We start from the raw sequence: 17,135 nt of genomic DNA on the forward strand, positions 1-17,135 counted from the left end.
GCGCACCGGGCGCCCGCACCACCCCGCACAGTATGACATTCCAGATCACCGTCCAGCCCAGTGGGCGCACCTTCACCGCCCAGCCCGACGAGGCCATCCTGGCCGCCGGCATCCGCCAAGGCATCGGCCTGCCCTATGGCTGCAAGGACGGCGCCTGCGGCTCCTGCAAGTGCAAAAAGCTCGAAGGCAGCGTGGTGCACGGCCCGCACCAGAGCAAGGCCCTGAGCGCCGACGAAGAAGCCGCCGGCTTTGTGCTCACCTGCTGCGCCACCGCCACCAGCGACGTGGTGCTGGAGTCGCGCCAGGTGACCGAGGCCGGGGCCTTTCCGATCAAGAAGATGCCGGTGCGCGTCACCGCCCTGGCCAAGGCCTCTCCCGACGTGATGGTGCTGACGCTGCAGCTCCCGGCCAGCGACACCTTCCAGTACCACGCCGGCCAGTACGTCGAGTTCCTGCTGCGCGATGGCGCACGCCGCAGCTACTCCATGGCCACCGCGCCGCACCGCCAGGCCGAAGCCCCGACCATGGAACTGCACATCCGCCACATGCCCGGCGGCAAGTTCACCGACCACGTGTTCGGCGGCATGAAAGAAAAGGAAATCCTGCGCATCGAAGGCCCCTACGGCAGCTTTTACCTGCGCGAGGACAGCGACAAGCCCATCGTCCTGCTGGCCTCGGGCACCGGCTTCGCGCCGATCAAGGCCCTGATCGAGCACCTGCGCTTCAAGAACATCCAACGCCCGGTGAGGTTGTACTGGGGCGGCCGCCGCCCCGCCGACCTGTACCAAAGCGACTGGGTCGAGGCCCAGTGCGCCGACATGCCGCAGCTGCGCTACGTGCCGGTGGTGTCCGACGCCTTGCCCGAAGACGGCTGGACCGGCCGCACCGGCTTTGTGCACCGCGCGGTGCTGGAAGACTGCCCCGACCTGTCGGGCCACCAGGTCTATGCTTGCGGCGCGCCCATCGTGGTCGAGTCGGCGCAGCGCGACTACCTGGCCGCCGGCCTGCCGGCCGACGAGTTCTACGCCGACGCTTTCACCTCGGAGCAGGACAAACTGGGCTGACGCGGCCCATCACCTGGCCCGGTCGCCCCGGGCCGGGTGCCGCGCCGTCCGGTGGCTCACTCCGACAGCAGGCGTTTGACGTCGCTGGCCAGCGCCTGGGCGCCGCTGCCGTAGCGGTGGTACAGGCGGATGCGCCCTTTCGGGTCGTACACGTAGCTGCCCGCCGAATGGTCCATGGTGTAGCTGGTCGGGGTCTGGCCCTCGACCTTTTTGTAGTACACCTTGAACGATTGGGCCAGCGCCGGCAAAGCCTCGGGCGTGGTGTACAAGGCCAGAAAGCTGGGGTCGAAATTGGCCATGTACTCGCGCATCACCTCCGGCGTGTCGCGCTCCGGGTCCACGCTGACGAACAGGCCCTGCAGCCGGTCGCCGTCGGCACCCAGCAGGGCCTTGGCCTGCGCCAGTTCCCCCAGCGAGGTCGGGCAGACGTCCGGGCACTGGGTGAAGCCGAAGAACACCACCACCGCCTTGCCCTCAAAGTCCTTCAGGGTGCGGCGCTGGCCGTTGTGGTCGGTCAGGTCGAAACCGGTGGCGTAATCGGCCCCGGTGATGTCGATGCCCACGAAGGCCGGCTGTTCGCTGCAGGCCGTCAGGGCCCAGGGCAACACGGCGGCGATGGCCAGGGCCCACAGGGCGCGGCGACGGGAAGACACAACAGGCATAGGGCTCACACCAGGTAATGGTCCAGCAGCATCGCCGCGAACAGCAGCGACAGGTGGATCAGGGAAAAACGGAAGGTTTTGCGGGCCAACTGGTCGGAATAGTTGCGCCACAGCGCCCAGGCGTAGCCGGTGAAGCCCACGCTCAGCGCCACCGCCACCGCCAGGTAGAGCCAGCCGTTCATGCGCAGCATGAAGGGCAGCAGGCAGGCCGCGAACAGGATCAGGGTGTAGAGGAAGATCTGCAGCCGGGTGAATTCGGAGCCGTGGGTCACCGGCAGCATCGGCAGGCCGGACTTGCGGTAGTCCTCCACCCGGTACAGGGCCAGCGCCCAGAAGTGCGGCGGCGTCCACAGGAAGATGATCAGGAACAGCACCAGCGCCTCGGGCGTCACGGTGTCGGCCATGGCGGCCCAGCCCAGCACCGGCGGCATGGCGCCCGAGGCCCCGCCGATCACGATGTTCTGCGGCGTCAGCGGCTTGAGCACCACGGTGTAAACGATGGCGTAACCGACAAAGGTGGCAAAGGTCAGCCACATGGTCAGCGGGTTGACCCAGACGTAGAGGAGGACCGAGCCCAGCGCACACAGCAGCGCCGAAAACGTCAGGGTCTGGGCGTTGGTCAGTTCGCCCTTGGCGGTCGGCCGCCAGGCGGTGCGCTTCATCTTGGCGTCGATGTGCTGCTCGACCACACAGTTGAACGCCGCCGCCGCACCGGCCACCAGCCAGATGCCCAGACAGGCCAGTGCGGCCGTGCCCACCTGCGCCGCGCTGGGCACCCCGGGCACGGCCAGCACCATGCCGATCAGCGCGCAAAAGACGATGAGCTGGATGACGCGGGGCTTCATCAGCGCGTAAAACTGCCGCCAAGTGGGCGGCAAGGGAGCGGTCAGGGAGGTCTCGGTGGCACTCATGCGGGGTATCCGTGGGCGGTCGGGGGTGGCGCGGTCTCAACACCACGGGGGTGGGCCTGGGTCAGCCAGCCGGTCAGCACCACCACCAGGGCGGCGGCGCCGCCGGTGTGGGCCACGGCGGCCACCAGCGGCCACTCGAGCACCACGTTGGACAGGCCGGTCAGCAACTGCCAGCCGCCCAGCAGCAGCAGGGTGCGGGCCTGGTCGGCGCGGCCTTCGCGGCGGTGCAGGTGCCAAGCCAGGGCCGCCAGGGCCAGCAGCACGCCGTAGGCCACCAGGCGGTGGGTGTAGTGGATGGCGGTCAGGGCCGGGAAGGGAATGGCGTCGCCCGAGCGGCGCTGGCCCAATTCGCGCCACCACTCGAAGCCGCCGGCAAAGTCCATGACCGGCCACCAGCTGCCCTGGCAGGTGGGGAAGTCGCGACAGGCCAGCACCGCGTAGTTGGTGCTGACCCAGCCACCCAGCGCAATCTGCACCCAGAGCAACCCGAACATGGCCCACAGCGCCCAGCGGGTACCGGCACCCGGGCGTTGGTGGGCCGACGGTGGTTCCAGCAACTGCTGGTAGCGCACCGCCTGCAGCCGCAGCAAGGCCAGCAGGGCCATGCCGCCCAGCAGGTGCAGGGTGACGATGGCCGGAAACAGCTTCATGGTCACCGTCAGGGCGCCAAACGCGCCCTGCAGGCAGACCCAGAACAGGGTCACCAGGGGCCAGAAGAGCGACTGCTGCAGGCGCCGGCGCTCGAACCAGCTCACGCTGGCCAGCACCAGAATCAGCACCCCCACCGCGGTCGCCAGGTAGCGGTGGATCATCTCAATCCAGGCCTTGGAGAACGTCACCGGCCCGGTGGGCATGGCTTCCTGGGCCGCGGCGATGGACGCGCTCGCCCCGATGGGACTGGCACTGCCGTAGCAGCCGGGCCAGTCCGGGCAGCCCAGACCAGAATCGGTCAGCCGGGTGAAGGCGCCGAACAGCACCAGGTCAAAGGTCAGGAACAGGGTCAGGCCGGTGAGCCAGGCCAGGCGCTGGGCCGGGCTGGCGTCGCGCCGGCGCAGCCAGACCCAGGCCAGTGGCCCCAGGGCGATCACCAGGCCCAGCCCCATCAGGCGCAGCACGGGGCTGTAGTCGTACAAGGCTTGTGCGTCCATGCTCAGCGCCCCGCCCGGTCCCAGAAACTGGAGGCGCGCAAGAGCCGGTCCAGGTCGCGCCGCACCTTGGCGGGCTCGGCCTCGGCCGGGAAACGCATCATCCAGTTGCCCAAGGGGTCCACCACGTACAGGTGGTCGCTCAGCCGCTGGCCCGGGGCCGGCTCGAGCCAGCCGGCGATGTCGGATTCCGGCAGGTGCAGCACCACCGCCGTTTCGGTGGCCTTCTTCAACACGTCGGACAACTCCGGGGCGCCGGTGCGCAACCACACCCAATCCATCCGATCCTTTTCGCGGCCCAAGCCCTCGCGCAGCTGGTGCTGCAGGTACAGGTGCCGCTCGCACTGGGCGTTGCAGGCGCTGTCGGCCACGCTGATGAACAGCCACTGGTGCTTCAGGTCGGTCAGCACCTGGGGCTGGCCGGCGTTGTTGGTCCCGCGCAGCGCCGGCATGGGCCGCTGCGGCTCGATCAGCTCGCCGTAGTTGCGCCGGCCTTCAGGTCGGATGACGTAGTAGGTCAGGTAGGAAGCGATGACCGGCGAGGCGCACACCAGCAGCACCAGGAACATCTTCCAGCGACCCGACCGGGTCATGGCCGGGTCGCGCGCGGTGCCGGGCTCGGCGCGGGGCAGGGAATGCACCGTCAGGGTCAGCGGTTCGTCGCGGGCGGTCTGGCGGGCGTGGGCGTCAGCCGCGCCGGCGCCGTGGGACGAGGATTTGGAACCAGACATACAAGATCGTGATGAGCGCACCCAGGCCAAACCATTGCAAGGCGTAGCCGTAGTGCTTGTGGACGTCGGCCCCAACGCGGGGCCAATCGCGGGTCATGCCGTCGGGGGTATCGGGTGCGGACTGCTGCAGCGACAGGGGGTGGAGCCGCAGCGACCATTCGGCCCCATAGGCCGACAGGTCGATATTTTGCCGGATCGGCCCGGGGGCGTCCTCGCCGAAGGCATAAAGCTGCGAAGGGGCTGGGGCCAAACGCCCGGCCACGGCCACTGTGCCGTCGGGCTGGGGCACCGGCGGCAACGCGGTGCGGTCGTCCATGCGGCGCGGCACCCAGCCCCGCTGCACCAGCAAGGCCGGCCCGCCGTGGCTGGGCAGCAAGGGCGTGACCACGATGAAGCCGGTGCGGCCGTTCATCGGGCGGTTGTCCAGGAACACCGTGGCCTCGTGCAGCCAGCGGCCCTGCAGCGTGGCACGGCGGTCGTGCAGGCCGCTCGTGTCGCCGCCCGGCTGCACCGAGTCCAGCGCCTCCCAGCCCACCGGGGCCAGGGTCTCGCGGGCTTCGCGCTGTGCCCACAGGCCGGCCTTCAGCTCGGCCCGCCCCAGCTGCCAAAACCCCAGGGAAGCGGTCACCGCCACCCCGACCGCCGCAGCCAAAGCCACCCACCAACGGCGGGCCGACGCGCGCAAGGCGCGACTCATCGGATAATTCCCGTCATGACTTACCTTGTGATCCTGGCATTTGTGCTCATCGTCGGCAGTTTGGGCGTGGCCCTGGTCTCCATGATGCGCGGCCACTCCAACGACGCCAACGCCACCAAGTCGCGCCGCATGGCCCGCGCCCTGACGGTGCGCATCGGCCTGTCGGTGCTGCTGTTCATCGCGGTCCTGGTCGCTTACCTGATGGGCTGGATCCAGCCCACCGGACTGCCCTTGCGCTGACACCCGACATTTTCGTGGCGCCAAGCAGAACGGCCTGCGCCACCACAACAAAAAAGCGCCCCAGGGCGCTTTTTTGTCTTGCCGGGTTCGGCCGACCCATCACATCCAGTAAACCAGGATGTACAGACCCAGCCACACCACGTCCACAAAGTGCCAGTACCAGGCGGCGCCTTCGAAACCGAAATGGCGCTCCTTGGTGAAATGACCCTTTTGCAGGCGCAGGGTGATGAACAGCAGCATCAGCATGCCCACGAAGACGTGGAAGCCGTGGAAGCCGGTCAGCATGTAGAAGGTGGAACCAAAGATGCCGGAGTCCATGCGCAGGTTCAGGTCGGCGTAGGCGTGGGAATACTCGTAGCCCTGCACGAACAGGAACACCACGCCCAGCAGCACCGTCAGCCACATGAAGGCGATGGTCTTGCTGCGGTTGCCGTCCTGGATCGCGTGGTGGGCGATGGTCAGGGTCACGCCCGAGGTCAGGAGCAGCGCGGTGTTGATGGTGGGCAACCAGAACGGACCCATGGTCTGGAAGGGCTCGACGATGCCAGCGGGCGACGCGGTGACGCCGGCCATGACCGACGGCCAGATCGACTGGAAGTCGGGCCAGAGCAGCGCGTTTTCGATGTTGCCCAGCGCCGGCACCGAATGGGTGCGGGCCCACCACAGCGCGGTGAAGAAGGCGCCAAAGAACATCACCTCCGAGAAGATGAACCAGCTCATGCTCCAGCGGTAGGAGATGTCGATCTTGCGGCCGTAGAGGCCACCTTCGCTCTCGGCCACCGCATCGCGGAACCACTGGTACAGCACGATCAGCCACCAGGCCAGACCGAAGGCCACCGAGAATTTGCCCCAGGCCACGCCGTTGATCCACTGGCCGGCGCCGAGCGCGACAAAGAACAGACCGATCGCGGACATGACCGGGTGCCGGGACAGCCCGGGGACGAAATAGTATGGCGTCTGGCCATGCGTTGCTGCGGACATGCTCACTCCTACTTGCGCTTGATTGTTAAATTAAATTCTTTGCCCAGTGCAGCGGTCAACGGGTCACCCAGAAGACGACACCCATCAGGACGGCCACGAACACAATGGCCAGCACCACCCCGACCACCAGCAAGTGGATCGGGTTGAGCTTGGCGATGTCGTGCTGAAAATCGCTTTTGCGCCGCACCCCCAGAAAACCCCAGAGCACCGCCCGGACCGTGTCCAGCAAGGCGCCCTTGCGTGTGTGTGCGGGGGTGTTCATGAAGCCTCCGCCGCCGTGATGGCTGGCACCACCCGGGGCGCCAGCTGCGCGGTCGGCGCCTCCGGCGTTTTGCCGCCCACCTCGAAGAAGGTGTACGACAGGGTGATGGTGGTCACATCCTTGGGCAGGCGCGGGTCGATGACGAAGGCCACCGGCCACTCTTTCTTCTCGCCGGGAGCCAGGGTGTACTGCGTGAAGCAGAAACACTCGACCTTGCTGAAATGGTTGGCCGCCTGGCGCGGCGCGTAGCTCGGAATCGCCTGCGCCGCCATGGTGCGGTTCTGGATGTTCTGGAACTCGTACATCACCGTGGTCAGCTCGCCCGGGTGGACCTCCATCGAGCGCACCAGGGGCTTGAAGTCCCAGGGGCCACGCACGTTGGTGTCGAACTCGATGGTGATCTTGCGCGAGGTGTCCACCTGGGTGTTGGCCGGCAGCGTCGGGCCCATGCCCGGGACCTGACGCTCCGAAAGCGCCAACACGTTGATGCCCGTCATCTCGCAAATGGCGCGGTAGATGGGCACCAGCGCGTAACCGAAGGCAAACATGCCCAAGGCAATCACGGCCAGTTTGCCGGTCACCTTGAGGTTTTCCTTGCGCAGCGACATACGGCTCACTTTCCAAACAGCACGAACTTGCCCACGAAGCCGACCAGGAAGGCCAGCGCCACCGAAGCGAGGATCAACCCCAGCTTGACGTTGTGCTTGCGTTGTTCAGGCGTCATGGTGGTGCGTGGTGTCGGTTCAGCCGATGACCTTGGTGGCGGTCACGTCCAGCTTGGGCGGGTTCTCAAAGGTGTGGTGCGGGGCCGGCGACGGCACTTCCCATTCCAGGCCCTCGGCACCTTCCCAAGGCTTCTGCACGGCCTTTTCGCCCTTGCCCTGCATCGCGGGGATGATCACGAACAGGAAGAAGTAAACCTGGGCAAAACCGAAGGCAAAGGCACCCACCGACGCGATGGCGTTGAAGTCGGCGAACTGCATCGGGTAGTCGGCGTAGCGGCGGGGCATGCCGGCCAGACCCAGGAAGTGCATCGGGAAGAAGGTGATGTTGAAAGAGATCATCGACCACCAGAAGTGCAGCTTGCCGCGGAATTCGCTGTACATCACACCGGTCCACTTGGGCAGCCAGTAGTAAACACCCGCGAACATGGCGAACAGCGAGCCGGCCACCAGCACGTAGTGGAAATGGGCCACGACGTAGTAGGTGTCCTGGAAGTTGATGTCGATGGGGGCCATCGACAGGATCAGGCCGGTGAAGCCACCGATGGTGAACACGAAGATGAAGCCCACGGCCCACATCATCGGGGTCTCAAAGGTCATCGAACCCTTCCACATGGTGGCGATCCAGTTGAAGATCTTCACACCCGTGGGCACGGCGATCAACATGGTGCTGTACATGAAGAACAGCTGGCCGGTCACCGGCATGCCGGTGGTGAACATGTGGTGCGCCCACACGACGAAGGACAGGATGGCGATGGAGCCGGTGGCATACACCATGGAGGCGTAACCGAACAGCTTTTTGCGCGCGAAGGCGGGCACGACCTGGCTCACGATGCCGAAGGCCGGCAGGATCATGATGTACACCTCGGGGTGGCCGAAGAACCAGAAGATGTGCTGGTACATCACCGGGTCACCGCCGCCGGCGGGGTTGAAGAAGCTGGTGCCGAAGTGGCGGTCGGTCAGCGTCATGGTGATGGCGCCAGCCAGCACAGGCATCACGGCGATCAGCAGGTAGGCGGTGATCAGCCAGGTCCAGGCGAACATCGGCATCTTCATCAGTGTCATGCCCGGGGCGCGCATGTTGAGGATGGTCACGATGATGTTGATCGAGCCCATGATGGACGAGGCGCCCAGGATGTGCATCGCGAAGATGGCGGCGTCCATGGACGGACCCATCTGCAGCGTCAGCGGGGCGTACAGCGTCCAGCCGGCGGCGGGGGCGCCACCGGGCATGAAGAACGACAGCACGATGATGATGGCGGCGGGCACCATCAGCCAGAAGCTGAAGTTGTTCATGCGGGCAAAGGCCATGTCGGAGGCGCCGATTTGCAGCGGCAGCATCCAGTTGGCGAAACCCACAAAGGCCGGCATGATGGCCCCGAACACCATGATGATGCCGTGCATGGTGGTGAAGGAGTTGAACAACTCCGGGTTCACCAGTTGCAGACCCGGCTGGAACAGCTCGGCGCGGATCAGCAGGGCCAGCACGCCGCCCACCATCAACATCGCAAAGCTGAACAGCAGGTACAGCGTGCCGATGTCTTTGTGGTTGGTGGCGAACACCCAGCGGCGCCAGCCGGTGGGCGCGTGGTGGTCATGATCGTGCGCGTGCGCGTCGTGGTGATCAAGAACTGCACTCATGGCATTTTCCTCGTTTCAGTAATTCCAAAGCCGGGTCACTTGCGCGCGGCCAGCACTTCAGCGGGCTGCACCAGCTGCTCGGTGTTGTTCGACCAGCTGTTCTTCGCAAAGGTCATGACAGCGGCAATTTCCGTGTCCGACAGTTGTTTCCAGGACGGCATGGCCCCACCGGCAGCGCCGTTGAGCAGGATCTGCACGAACTGCGACGGATCGGCAGCGGTGACCACCGCGGCGCCGTCCAGCGGCTTGATCGGGCCGGCGCCCTTGCCATTGGCCTGATGGCAGGCCACGCAGTTGGCGGCGTACACGGACTCGCCGCGCTTGACCAGATCGGCCAGGGTCCAGACCTTGTTCGGGTCGTCGGCCTTGGCGGCCATCAGCTTCTGCTGGGCATCGACCCAGGCGGTGTATTCCTCGGCCGAGACCACTTTGACATGGATGGGCATGTAGGCGTGTTCCTTGCCGCACAGCTCGGCGCACTGGCCGTAGTAGTCGCCGGTCTTTTCGGCGCGGAACCAGGTGTCGCGCACGAAACCGGGGATCGCGTCTTGCTTGATGCCAAAGGACGGCACCATGAAGGCATGGATCACGTCGTTGGCGGTGGTGATGATGCGAACCTTCTTGCCGACCGGCACCACCATCGGGTTGTCCACCTTCAGCAGGTAGTTGTCCACGGCTTCGGGCTTGCCCGAGTCGGAGGCGACGCGCTGGCTGTTGTCCAGGGTGGACAGGAAGCCAATACCCTCACCCTCGCCCTTGATGTAGTCGTAGCCCCACTTCCACTGCATGCCGGTGACCTTGATGGTCAGGTCGCTGTTGGTGGTGTCTTTCTGGGCCACCAGCACTTTGGTGGCGGGCAACGCCATGCCGATGACGATCAGCAGGGGCACGATGGTCCAGCCCAGCTCCACCCAGATCGGCTCGGGCAGCTCCTGAGACTTGTGGCCCACGGATTTGCGGTGCTTGACGATGGAGTAGAACATCACCCCGAAGACGATCACGAAAATGACCGAGCAGATGGCCATCATGAACCAGTGCAGCCAGTGCTGCTCTTCGGCGATCTTGGTGACGGGCGGGTGGAAGTTCAGCTGGTTGACCGCTGGGCCACCCGGCAGATCGCTCACCGCGTGCGCCGCGGTGGAGACCCAGGCGGCCGCCCCCAGGGACAGGGTGCCGATGCCGGCTTTGGCGCTGGCCCACAGCCGGCGCAACGAATGTCCTGACTTCTTCATCGTGCTCACTTTTCTCGCCTCAAATATAAGCATTGATTTATATCAACACCGATTACACCAAACTTTTGACCTCTGTGCATCCTCAAAGACCCCAGCCGGCTCAGGCGCCGTGCAAGGCCTGGCGAATTTCCCGGGCCAGCTGCTCGCGCAGGTCGGGCCGCAGAAAACGCCCCACATACACGGTTTGCCCGGCCACCTGCAGCGCCACCAGCGCGCTGCGCTGGGTGACCGGCCGAACCCGCACGCCCTGGCGTGCCCCTTCGTGCCGGCACACGCGCCCACCGTCTTCCCATTCCAGCACCAGGCTGGCGGGGCCGAGGCGGATCTGCTCGCGGTCGGCCGCATGGCGGGCGTACCAGAGAAACGCCGCCGCCAAAGCCAGCAATTCCAGCGCGGTGAAAGGCAACACCCAAACCGCACCGATGGACCAGAACAGCGCGGCCACCGACAGGGACAACACACACAGCCCACCATACGCCGCCAGGAGCTGCGCCGGGGTCAGGGAACAGTTGCGCTTGAGGGTCCAGCACAAGCCCTGCGGCGTGACGGTGGCGAATCGGTAGGACTGCATGGCTGAAGACACGGAAAGCACCTTCTGAAACACAGGCGAGGCCTGGGCGCCACCTTGGCGGGCACGCTCCAGACCTTGATCTATGTCAATTGTAGCCGGGCTTTCCGCCGAATCCCTGACAAAGCCCGTCCAGGGGCTTTCAGGAACGGGGCCGCGGCTGGCGCAGCATGGCGCGCATGTCTTGCAGCGGCACCTGGCTGCTGGCCGCCAGTTTGACGCGGGGCTCGGGTTTGAAAGCGTGACCATAGATCACCTCCACCGTGACCGCCAGGCTGCCGTCGGGCTGGCGCGGCAGGTACCGCTCCACGGCGTCGAGCCACGCCTGCCTGTACCCCTTGCCACGCAGGCCACGGGGCCGCTCGCGGTGCAGGTTGCGCCCCCAGGCGCGCAGGTCGGCCAACAGGCGCTCCGCACTCGGGTAGGTCAAGGTCAGGCGCTCCATGTCCACCACCGGCTCGGCGAAGCCGGCCTCGACCAGCATGTCGCCCCAGTCGTGCATGTCGGTCAGGGGGTGGGCCGGCGGGCACCAGTCCATGCGGGCATGCACGGCCCGCAGTTCGTGCAAGGTGTCGGGCCCCAGACCGGAGAACATGACAAAGCCCCCCACCCGCAGCAGCTCACGCCAGCGGTTGAGCAAGGCCATGGGCTGGGGATGCAGGTGCAGCGCCAGGTTGGCCCAGACCAGGTCGGCCAGGCCCTGTCCGCCATCGGGCACCGGCGCAGGACCGGGTTCTGCCCGGCCCACCAGCCGCTGCGTCCATCCCCTCCATCCGTCCGGCGGCGGCGCGAGCACACGCCGGGCCGCCTCGGCCTGCTCCCCGGCGAGCCACTCGCGGGCCTGCGGGTAGCGCTCGCTCAGGGCCCGGTGGCCGCGCAGCCCTCCCCAGAGCGGCGCCCAGTGCACCCAGTCCTGGGGCACCTGACGCATCCAGTCCAGGCGCTGGGCCATGCGGGCAGCAACTTCTTCGCAAAGCCAGGGGCTCTCGGTGCGCGGGTGTTGGCGCCAGCGGGCCGCCGCCACCGGGTCCAGGTCGGGCACGGCGGGCGTCGGGTCTGAAGGGGCGTTCATGGAGTGGCTCGGCAAGGTCGCGGCAGTATAGTCTTGACATGTCCTTGTTGCCCGACGCCTGGCGCTGGCCCGCCACCTGCGAACTGTGTGCCCGCTGGCCGGCGCGCCCGGTGTGCGACGGTTGCCGGCAGGACTGGGGCCAGATACAGCGCCGCTGCCCCGGCTGTGCTCTGGCCCTGGCGCCCGGATTGGAGCGCTGCAACCGCTGTACGCAGGAGGGCCCGGGGGTGCTGCACCGCTGCCTGGCCCGGGTGGACTACGCTTACCCTTGGACCGGCCTGGTGCAGCGCTTCAAGTTCCAGCAAGAGCCGGCCTGGGCCCGACATCTGGCCGAGCTGATGCGGGAAGACCCCGACGTGACCGAGGCCTTGCGCACCGCCGACCTGCTGGTCCCGATCCCCCTGCCCACCCCACGGCTGCTGGAGCGGGGCTACAACCAGGCTTGGGAACTGCTGCGGCAACTGCGCCGCCAGACGCCCGGCAGCGCCCCGGCGCAGGCCCAGCTGCTGCAACGCAGCGTCGGCGGGGCCGCGATCCACACCCTGCCCCGCGCCCAGCGCATCGACGCCGCCCAGCAGGCTTTCACTGCCGATCCGCGGTTCACCGGCGGGCTGGCCGGCGCCCAGGTGCTGCTGGTCGACGACGTGATGACCACCGGCGCCACCCTGCAGGCGGCCGCCCAGGTCTTGCGGGCGGCCGGCGCGGCCTGGGTGAGCGGGCTGGTGTTCGCACGCACGCCCGCGCCCGACCGCGTGGAATAATCCGCACCCCATGTTTCACATCGTCCTGGTCCAGCCCGAAATCCCACCCAACACGGGCAACGTCATCCGGCTCTGCGCCAACACCGGCTGCCGGCTGCACCTGGTGGAGCCACTGGGGTTTTCCATGGACGACAAGCACATGCGCCGCGCCGGACTGGACTACCACGAGTACGCCGACGTCCAGCGCCACGCCGACTGGGACAGCTTGGTGCGCACCGCCCAACCCGCCCCCGACCGCCTGTTTGCCATGACCACCCGCGGCACCCGTGCGGTGCACGAGGTGGCCTTTCGGCCCGGCGACTGGCTGGTGTTCGGCTCCGAATCCCGCGGCCTGGGCCCGGCCTTGCGCGACAGCTTTGCGCCCGCGCAGCGTCTGCGCCTGCCGATGCGGCCCGGCCAGCGCAGCCTGAACCTGTCGAACGCGGTGGCGGTGGTGGCCTACGAGGCCTGGCGCCAGCAGAGCTTCGCCTGACCCAGGCGCCGTTCAGGCATAGCTGCGGGCCAGGAACTCGGCCACACAGACCGGTTTGTCGCTGCCCTCACGCTCCACGCTCACGTCCCAGGTCGATTGTCGCCCGCGCGGCTCGATCGGGTCGCAGGCTTTCAGCGTGAAATGCGCGCGCAACCGGCTGCCCACCGGCACCGGCGCGGTGAAGCGCACCCGGTTCATGCCGTAGTTGACCCCCATGCGCACCTCGTCGACCCGCAGGGCCGACTCCAGAAACGCCGGCATCAGCGACAGGGTCAGGAAACCGTGCGCCACAGGCGCGCCGAACGGCCCCTGCCGCGCGCGCTCGGGGTCCACGTGGATCCACTGGTGGTCGCCGGTGGCGTCGGCGAAGCGTTGAACCTGGGCCTGGGTGACTTCGTGCCAGTCGCTCACGGCCACGGGCTGGCCGACGCAGGCCGCGAGTTCGTCGAGGGTGCAAAAAGTGCGCATGCCGCCACTGTAGTCCGAGCGGCGGACGCGCCCTGTCCGGCCAGCGACAGGCCAGCGTCTCAGAACCAGCCGTCCCAAACCAGCTTGACGCCGGTCAGGCCCATGCCCCAGTGGATCAGCCAGTAAAACAGCCGGGCGTCGATGCGGCGCGCCAGCGTCACCCCGATCCAGACCCCCAGCGGCGCCAGCGGCAGCAGCACCAGCGAAGTAGCGAAGTTGCGCGTGTCCAGCAGCCCCAGCCACGCATAGGGCAGCCATTTGCTGAGGTTGACCGCGAAAAACAGAAAAGCCATGGTGGCGGTGAACACCACCGGCCGCAGCCGCAAGGGCAGCACGTAGGCGTTGACCGGCGGGCCGCCCGCGTGCGCCACAAAACTGGTGAAACCGGCGGTGACCGTCAGCACCGCGCCCACCCAACGGGGCGGGGCCGGGGCGTCGGCGCGCGGGGGAAACAGCAGCCGCTGGGCCAGGAACAGCAAGGTGACCACGCCGACGACACCGGCCACCAGTCGGGCATCGACGACCCGGAACAGCACCGTGCCCAGCAGCGTGCCCAGCAGGGCAAACGGCAGCAGAAAGGCCAGCAGCCGGCGGTCCAGGTCTTTGCGGAAGGCGGCCATGCCCAGCACATCCATCACCAGCAGCAACGGCATGAGGATGGCCGCGGCCTGCGGCACGGTCACCGCCAGGGCCATCAAAGGCACCGCGAGCGAACCGAAACCAGAGCCGAATCCGCTTTTGCTGATGCCCATGAGCAGCACGGCCGGCACCGCCACGGCGTAGAACCACGGGTCGGCAATGGGGGCAAAGGGTAAAGCGGCAAAGTCCATGGCTGGGCAGGCATGGTAGCGGAGCGCTACCATCGCAGCCCATGCAAGACCTCAATCCCTGGGCCGAGCACCTGCGTCTGGCGGTCGAAGTGGCCGCCACGCTGGCGTTTGCCCTGTCGGGCCTGTTCGCGGCCGCGCGCAAGCGCCTGGACGCGGTGGGCGTGTTCACCGTGACCTTTCTGGCCGCATTCGGCGGCGGCACCCTGCGCGACCTGCTGCTGGACCAGCGCCCCTTCTTCTGGGCCGCCCACGTGCACTGGCTCTGGGCCCTGATGGCCCTGACCGTGGGCGCCATGCTGTTTGTGCGGCACCGCCACTTCGAGCCCACCGAGCGCGCGATGCAGTGGCCCGACGCGCTGGGCCTGGGCCTGTTCGCGGCCGCCGGGGTGAGCAAGGCCCTGCACAGCGGCTCGCCTATGCTGGTGGCGGTGCTCATGGGCGTGGTCACCGGCGTGTTCGGCGGCGTGCTGCGCGACATGGTGTGCAACGAAATCCCGCGCGCCTTCCACGACCACCAGCCCTACGCGGTCTGCGCCTTTGTGGGCGGCTGGGCCTACGTCGGCTGGTGGCAGTTCAGCGGCTCCCCGAGCCAGGCCCTGCTGGTGTGCGTGCTGGTGACGGCCGGCCTGCGCGGTCTGGCACTGTGGCGCAACTGGTCGCTGCCGGCCTGGCGCATCTGATCCTTTTTTTGAACCGATAGCCATGTTCGCCCCCTCCCAAGCCGATGTGCGCCGCTTCTTCTGTGCGGTGTACGACAAAGCCCAGCACGCCGCGCCGATGGAGGCCATCGAGGTGCTGGCCCATGAGTGGATCCAGCGCCACCCCGAATACCACGCCGAGTTGGCCGACGTGGACGCGGCCTTGCGCCGCATGCACGAGGCCGCCGAAGCGCGCGACAACCCGTTCTTGCACCTGTCCATGCACCTGAGCATCAGTGAACAATGCTCGATCGACCAGCCCCTGGGCATCCGCCAGGCGGTGGAACTGCTGGCCGCGCGGCTCGATTCGGTGCACGACGCCCACCACCAGGTGATGGACTGCCTGGGCCGCATGCTCTGGGAAAGCCAGCGCAGCGGCCGGCCGCCCGACGGGCAGGCCTACATCGACGCGGTGCGGGCCCGCGCGACCCGGGACTGAAAAGAAAAAGCCCCGGCAGGCTGCACCCGCCAGGGCTTTCGGCAGAACCCAGTTCGTGCCGATGGGCGGAATGGAAGTTGGATGTCTCACCCCGCCGGAAGCAAGGTATTGCTTCCCGTTGATTGCCAGGCAATCCAGCGGACTGGACCGCGGGCAGTGGCCGGTGGGAACTGTGCTTGAAGCGTCACCACCGACAGTTTCAGTGTAGTGGCATTGGCCCCTGTGGCCAACTGATTTTGCCAATCGCCCACCCCCCGTTCATTGGCATTTTTTTGCCCACGGGCGCCCCTGCGGCGCCGAATTCATATTCTTTTTATTGCATAAAAAGAATGTTCATAAGTATTGACTGGTAATGTCGATCCCCCTAACATCGCGCCACTTTCATCCGTGAGAACCCTTAGACGCCGCCGAAACCGGCCCAGTTGACCGCACCATGGCGGTCGATGGCGACCCCCCAATCTCGCGCCGCCGGGCTTCAACCGCCCGCCCCGACGCCCAGAAAGGAGAGTGCTATGCCAGCGCCCCAAATGCCCCGCTTGTCCGGGGCCCTGCAAGTGACCCAGACCGCGTTCAAGGACGTGGCCCAGGGTTTTGTGTCCGTGACCCACAACAGCCTGGCCCTGCTGGGCCTGCTGCTCGCCGCCTGCCTGGTGCTGTTCGTCAGCCAGCCGGACCTGCGCAGCAGCGCCGAACGCCAGCTGTTCGGCTGGCTGGAAGAGCGCCAGTCGCAGAACGGCGAGATCCCCGCCGACCCCAGCGCGGTGGACCGCGTGACCGCGACCAACCCCAAGGCCCTGCCCCGCGAGCAGGCCCAGGTGGCCGACTGGCTCAGCCGCAAATACCGCGTGGCGCCGGAACCCATCGGCGCGCTGGTGGCCGAGGCCTTCGAGATCGGCGACCGCGCCCGCCTGGACCCGACGCTGATCCTGGCGGTGATGGCGATCGAATCGCGCTTCAACCCGTTCGCGGCCAGCCCGGTGGGCGCCCAGGGTCTGATGCAGGTGATGACCCGGGTGCATGCCGACAAGTACGAGGACTTCGGTGGCCGCCTGGCCGCGTTCGACCCGGTGAGCAACCTGCGGGTCGGGGCCCAGGTGCTGCAGGAAACCATCCGCCGCGCCGGCAGCGTCGAAGGTGGGCTGCGCCTGTACGTCGGCGCGGTGTCCAGCAGCGGCCAGGACTACATCGACAAGGTCCTGTCGGAGCACGAGCGGCTGCAGCGCGTGGCCCAGGGCCAGCGCGTGGCCTTCAACGCCCACCAGCGCCGCACCGTGGTGCCCACAGGCCCCCAAGCGCCACAGAGCGTTGACGCCGAACTGGAAGCCGAAGCCAGCCCAACCCAGACCGGGGCGCTGCCGCAGGCGTCCTGATAAAATCCCGTTCGCGCGCGACTGGCGATAGGTCCCGCCGGCCCTGGCCGGCGCCAAGTGACTGACGTGGGCTTACCACGGGGAAGCGCGCCGCCCTGCCGTCACCGCCGGCGGGTGTTGTGCCGTTCGCCTGGGCAGCCCTTGGTCACCAAGGGTCATTCGACGACTC

Annotated in this window: 22 protein-coding genes and 1 riboswitch; of the genes, 7 read left to right on the forward strand and 15 right to left on the reverse strand. The window is 67.3% G+C overall.

What is annotated here, in order from left to right:
- Positions 1-32 precede the first annotated feature (32 nt).
- The gene (locus HA630_RS10680) at positions 33-1,064 is read left to right on the forward strand and encodes a CDP-6-deoxy-delta-3,4-glucoseen reductase (protein ID WP_166834608.1); all 1,032 of its coding nucleotides are present in this window, start codon (positions 33-35) and stop codon (positions 1,062-1,064) included.
- A gap of 56 nt (positions 1,065-1,120) precedes the next feature.
- Here the strand turns inward: HA630_RS10680 and HA630_RS10685 are convergent, their stop codons facing one another.
- Genes HA630_RS10685 through HA630_RS10705 form a run of 5 tightly spaced genes read right to left on the reverse strand, consistent with a single transcriptional unit; the run spans position 1,121 to position 5,210 of the window.
- On the reverse strand, positions 1,121-1,726 hold the full coding sequence (locus HA630_RS10685) for an SCO family protein (RefSeq protein WP_166834610.1): 606 nt from the start codon (positions 1,724-1,726) through the stop codon (positions 1,121-1,123).
- A gap of 5 nt (positions 1,727-1,731) precedes the next feature.
- Positions 1,732-2,637, reverse strand: a complete 906-nt coding sequence (gene cyoE / locus HA630_RS10690; RefSeq protein WP_166834612.1) for a heme o synthase — start codon at positions 2,635-2,637, stop codon at positions 1,732-1,734.
- Positions 2,634-3,785: a heme A synthase gene (locus tag HA630_RS10695; RefSeq protein ID WP_166834614.1), complete on the reverse strand. Its 1,152-nt coding sequence runs from the start codon at positions 3,783-3,785 to the stop codon at positions 2,634-2,636. Before HA630_RS10695 ends, cyoE begins: the two co-directional genes overlap by 4 nt.
- A 2-nt stretch (positions 3,786-3,787) precedes the next feature.
- Entirely contained in the window at positions 3,788-4,513 is a 726-nt protein-coding gene (locus HA630_RS10700; protein ID WP_208300060.1) for a hypothetical protein, read from the reverse strand.
- A complete protein-coding gene (locus tag HA630_RS10705; RefSeq protein ID WP_166834616.1) occupies positions 4,470-5,210 on the reverse strand; it encodes an SURF1 family protein in 741 nt (246 codons plus the stop codon). The genes HA630_RS10700 and HA630_RS10705 overlap by 44 nt, the downstream gene beginning before the upstream one ends.
- A gap of 15 nt (positions 5,211-5,225) precedes the next feature.
- Between HA630_RS10705 and HA630_RS10710 the strand changes: the two genes are divergently transcribed.
- Positions 5,226-5,450: a twin transmembrane helix small protein gene (locus tag HA630_RS10710; protein ID WP_166834618.1), complete on the forward strand. Its 225-nt coding sequence runs from the start codon at positions 5,226-5,228 to the stop codon at positions 5,448-5,450.
- A gap of 99 nt (positions 5,451-5,549) precedes the next feature.
- Here HA630_RS10710 and HA630_RS10715 read toward each other — a convergent pair whose 3' ends face one another.
- From HA630_RS10715 to HA630_RS10745, 8 genes are all read right to left on the reverse strand, one after another.
- On the reverse strand, positions 5,550-6,431 hold the full coding sequence (locus tag HA630_RS10715) for a cytochrome c oxidase subunit 3 (RefSeq protein ID WP_166834620.1): 882 nt from the start codon (positions 6,429-6,431) through the stop codon (positions 5,550-5,552).
- Between the two features lie 55 nt (positions 6,432-6,486).
- A complete protein-coding gene (locus tag HA630_RS10720; protein ID WP_166834622.1) occupies positions 6,487-6,693 on the reverse strand; it encodes a DUF2970 domain-containing protein in 207 nt (68 codons plus the stop codon).
- Entirely contained in the window at positions 6,690-7,301 is a 612-nt protein-coding gene (locus HA630_RS10725) for a cytochrome c oxidase assembly protein (RefSeq protein WP_166834624.1), read from the reverse strand. The genes HA630_RS10720 and HA630_RS10725 overlap by 4 nt, the downstream gene beginning before the upstream one ends.
- Before the next feature lie 5 nt (positions 7,302-7,306).
- Positions 7,307-7,417 (reverse strand): cytochrome oxidase small assembly protein, encoded by a 111-nt coding sequence (locus HA630_RS23645; protein WP_243855445.1) that lies wholly within the window; start codon positions 7,415-7,417, stop codon positions 7,307-7,309.
- Positions 7,418-7,436: 19 nt separating this feature from the next.
- A complete protein-coding gene (ctaD, locus tag HA630_RS10730) occupies positions 7,437-9,056 on the reverse strand; it encodes a cytochrome c oxidase subunit I (RefSeq protein ID WP_166834626.1) in 1,620 nt (539 codons plus the stop codon).
- Between the two features lie 35 nt (positions 9,057-9,091).
- Positions 9,092-10,288, reverse strand: coding sequence for a cytochrome c oxidase subunit II (gene coxB, locus HA630_RS10735; protein ID WP_166834628.1), 1,197 nt, complete (start codon positions 10,286-10,288; stop codon positions 9,092-9,094).
- 100 nt (positions 10,289-10,388) lie between these two features.
- Positions 10,389-10,871 (reverse strand): DUF2244 domain-containing protein, encoded by a 483-nt coding sequence (locus HA630_RS10740; protein WP_371809240.1) that lies wholly within the window; start codon positions 10,869-10,871, stop codon positions 10,389-10,391.
- Positions 10,872-10,998: 127 nt separating this feature from the next.
- Positions 10,999-11,928, reverse strand: coding sequence for a biotin synthase (locus tag HA630_RS10745; RefSeq protein WP_166834632.1), 930 nt, complete (start codon positions 11,926-11,928; stop codon positions 10,999-11,001).
- Between the two features lie 38 nt (positions 11,929-11,966).
- Between HA630_RS10745 and HA630_RS10750 the strand changes: the two genes are divergently transcribed.
- Together HA630_RS10750 and trmL are read left to right on the forward strand one after the other, a co-directional pair.
- Positions 11,967-12,689, forward strand: coding sequence for a ComF family protein (locus HA630_RS10750; protein ID WP_166834634.1), 723 nt, complete (start codon positions 11,967-11,969; stop codon positions 12,687-12,689).
- Between the two features lie 10 nt (positions 12,690-12,699).
- A complete protein-coding gene (trmL, locus tag HA630_RS10755; RefSeq protein ID WP_166834636.1) occupies positions 12,700-13,161 on the forward strand; it encodes a tRNA (uridine(34)/cytosine(34)/5-carboxymethylaminomethyluridine(34)-2'-O)-methyltransferase TrmL in 462 nt (153 codons plus the stop codon).
- A gap of 12 nt (positions 13,162-13,173) precedes the next feature.
- On the opposite strand, the gene HA630_RS10760 is transcribed toward trmL, so the two are convergent.
- Together HA630_RS10760 and HA630_RS10765 are read right to left on the reverse strand one after the other, a co-directional pair.
- The gene (locus HA630_RS10760; protein ID WP_166834638.1) at positions 13,174-13,629 is read right to left on the reverse strand and encodes a MaoC family dehydratase; all 456 of its coding nucleotides are present in this window, start codon (positions 13,627-13,629) and stop codon (positions 13,174-13,176) included.
- Between the two features lie 59 nt (positions 13,630-13,688).
- Positions 13,689-14,459, reverse strand: coding sequence for a sulfite exporter TauE/SafE family protein (locus tag HA630_RS10765; RefSeq protein ID WP_166834640.1), 771 nt, complete (start codon positions 14,457-14,459; stop codon positions 13,689-13,691).
- Between the two features lie 41 nt (positions 14,460-14,500).
- Here HA630_RS10765 and HA630_RS10770 point away from each other — a divergent pair, with 41 nt between their 5' ends.
- The 3 genes from HA630_RS10770 (at position 14,501) to HA630_RS10780 (ending at position 16,966) form a co-directional block, all read left to right on the forward strand.
- Positions 14,501-15,139 carry a trimeric intracellular cation channel family protein gene (locus tag HA630_RS10770; protein WP_166834642.1) on the forward strand — a complete coding sequence of 213 codons (639 nt, stop codon included), beginning with the start codon at positions 14,501-14,503 and terminating at the stop codon, positions 15,137-15,139.
- A gap of 22 nt (positions 15,140-15,161) precedes the next feature.
- On the forward strand, positions 15,162-15,596 hold the full coding sequence (locus tag HA630_RS10775) for a DUF1841 family protein (RefSeq protein ID WP_166834644.1): 435 nt from the start codon (positions 15,162-15,164) through the stop codon (positions 15,594-15,596).
- 512 nt (positions 15,597-16,108) lie between these two features.
- Positions 16,109-16,966, forward strand: coding sequence for a lytic transglycosylase domain-containing protein (locus HA630_RS10780; RefSeq protein ID WP_371809241.1), 858 nt, complete (start codon positions 16,109-16,111; stop codon positions 16,964-16,966).
- 7 nt (positions 16,967-16,973) lie between these two features.
- Positions 16,974-17,109, forward strand: a riboswitch (ZMP/ZTP riboswitch).
- Positions 17,110-17,135 lie beyond the last annotated feature (26 nt).

Source organism: Aquabacterium sp. A08, assembly GCF_011742065.1.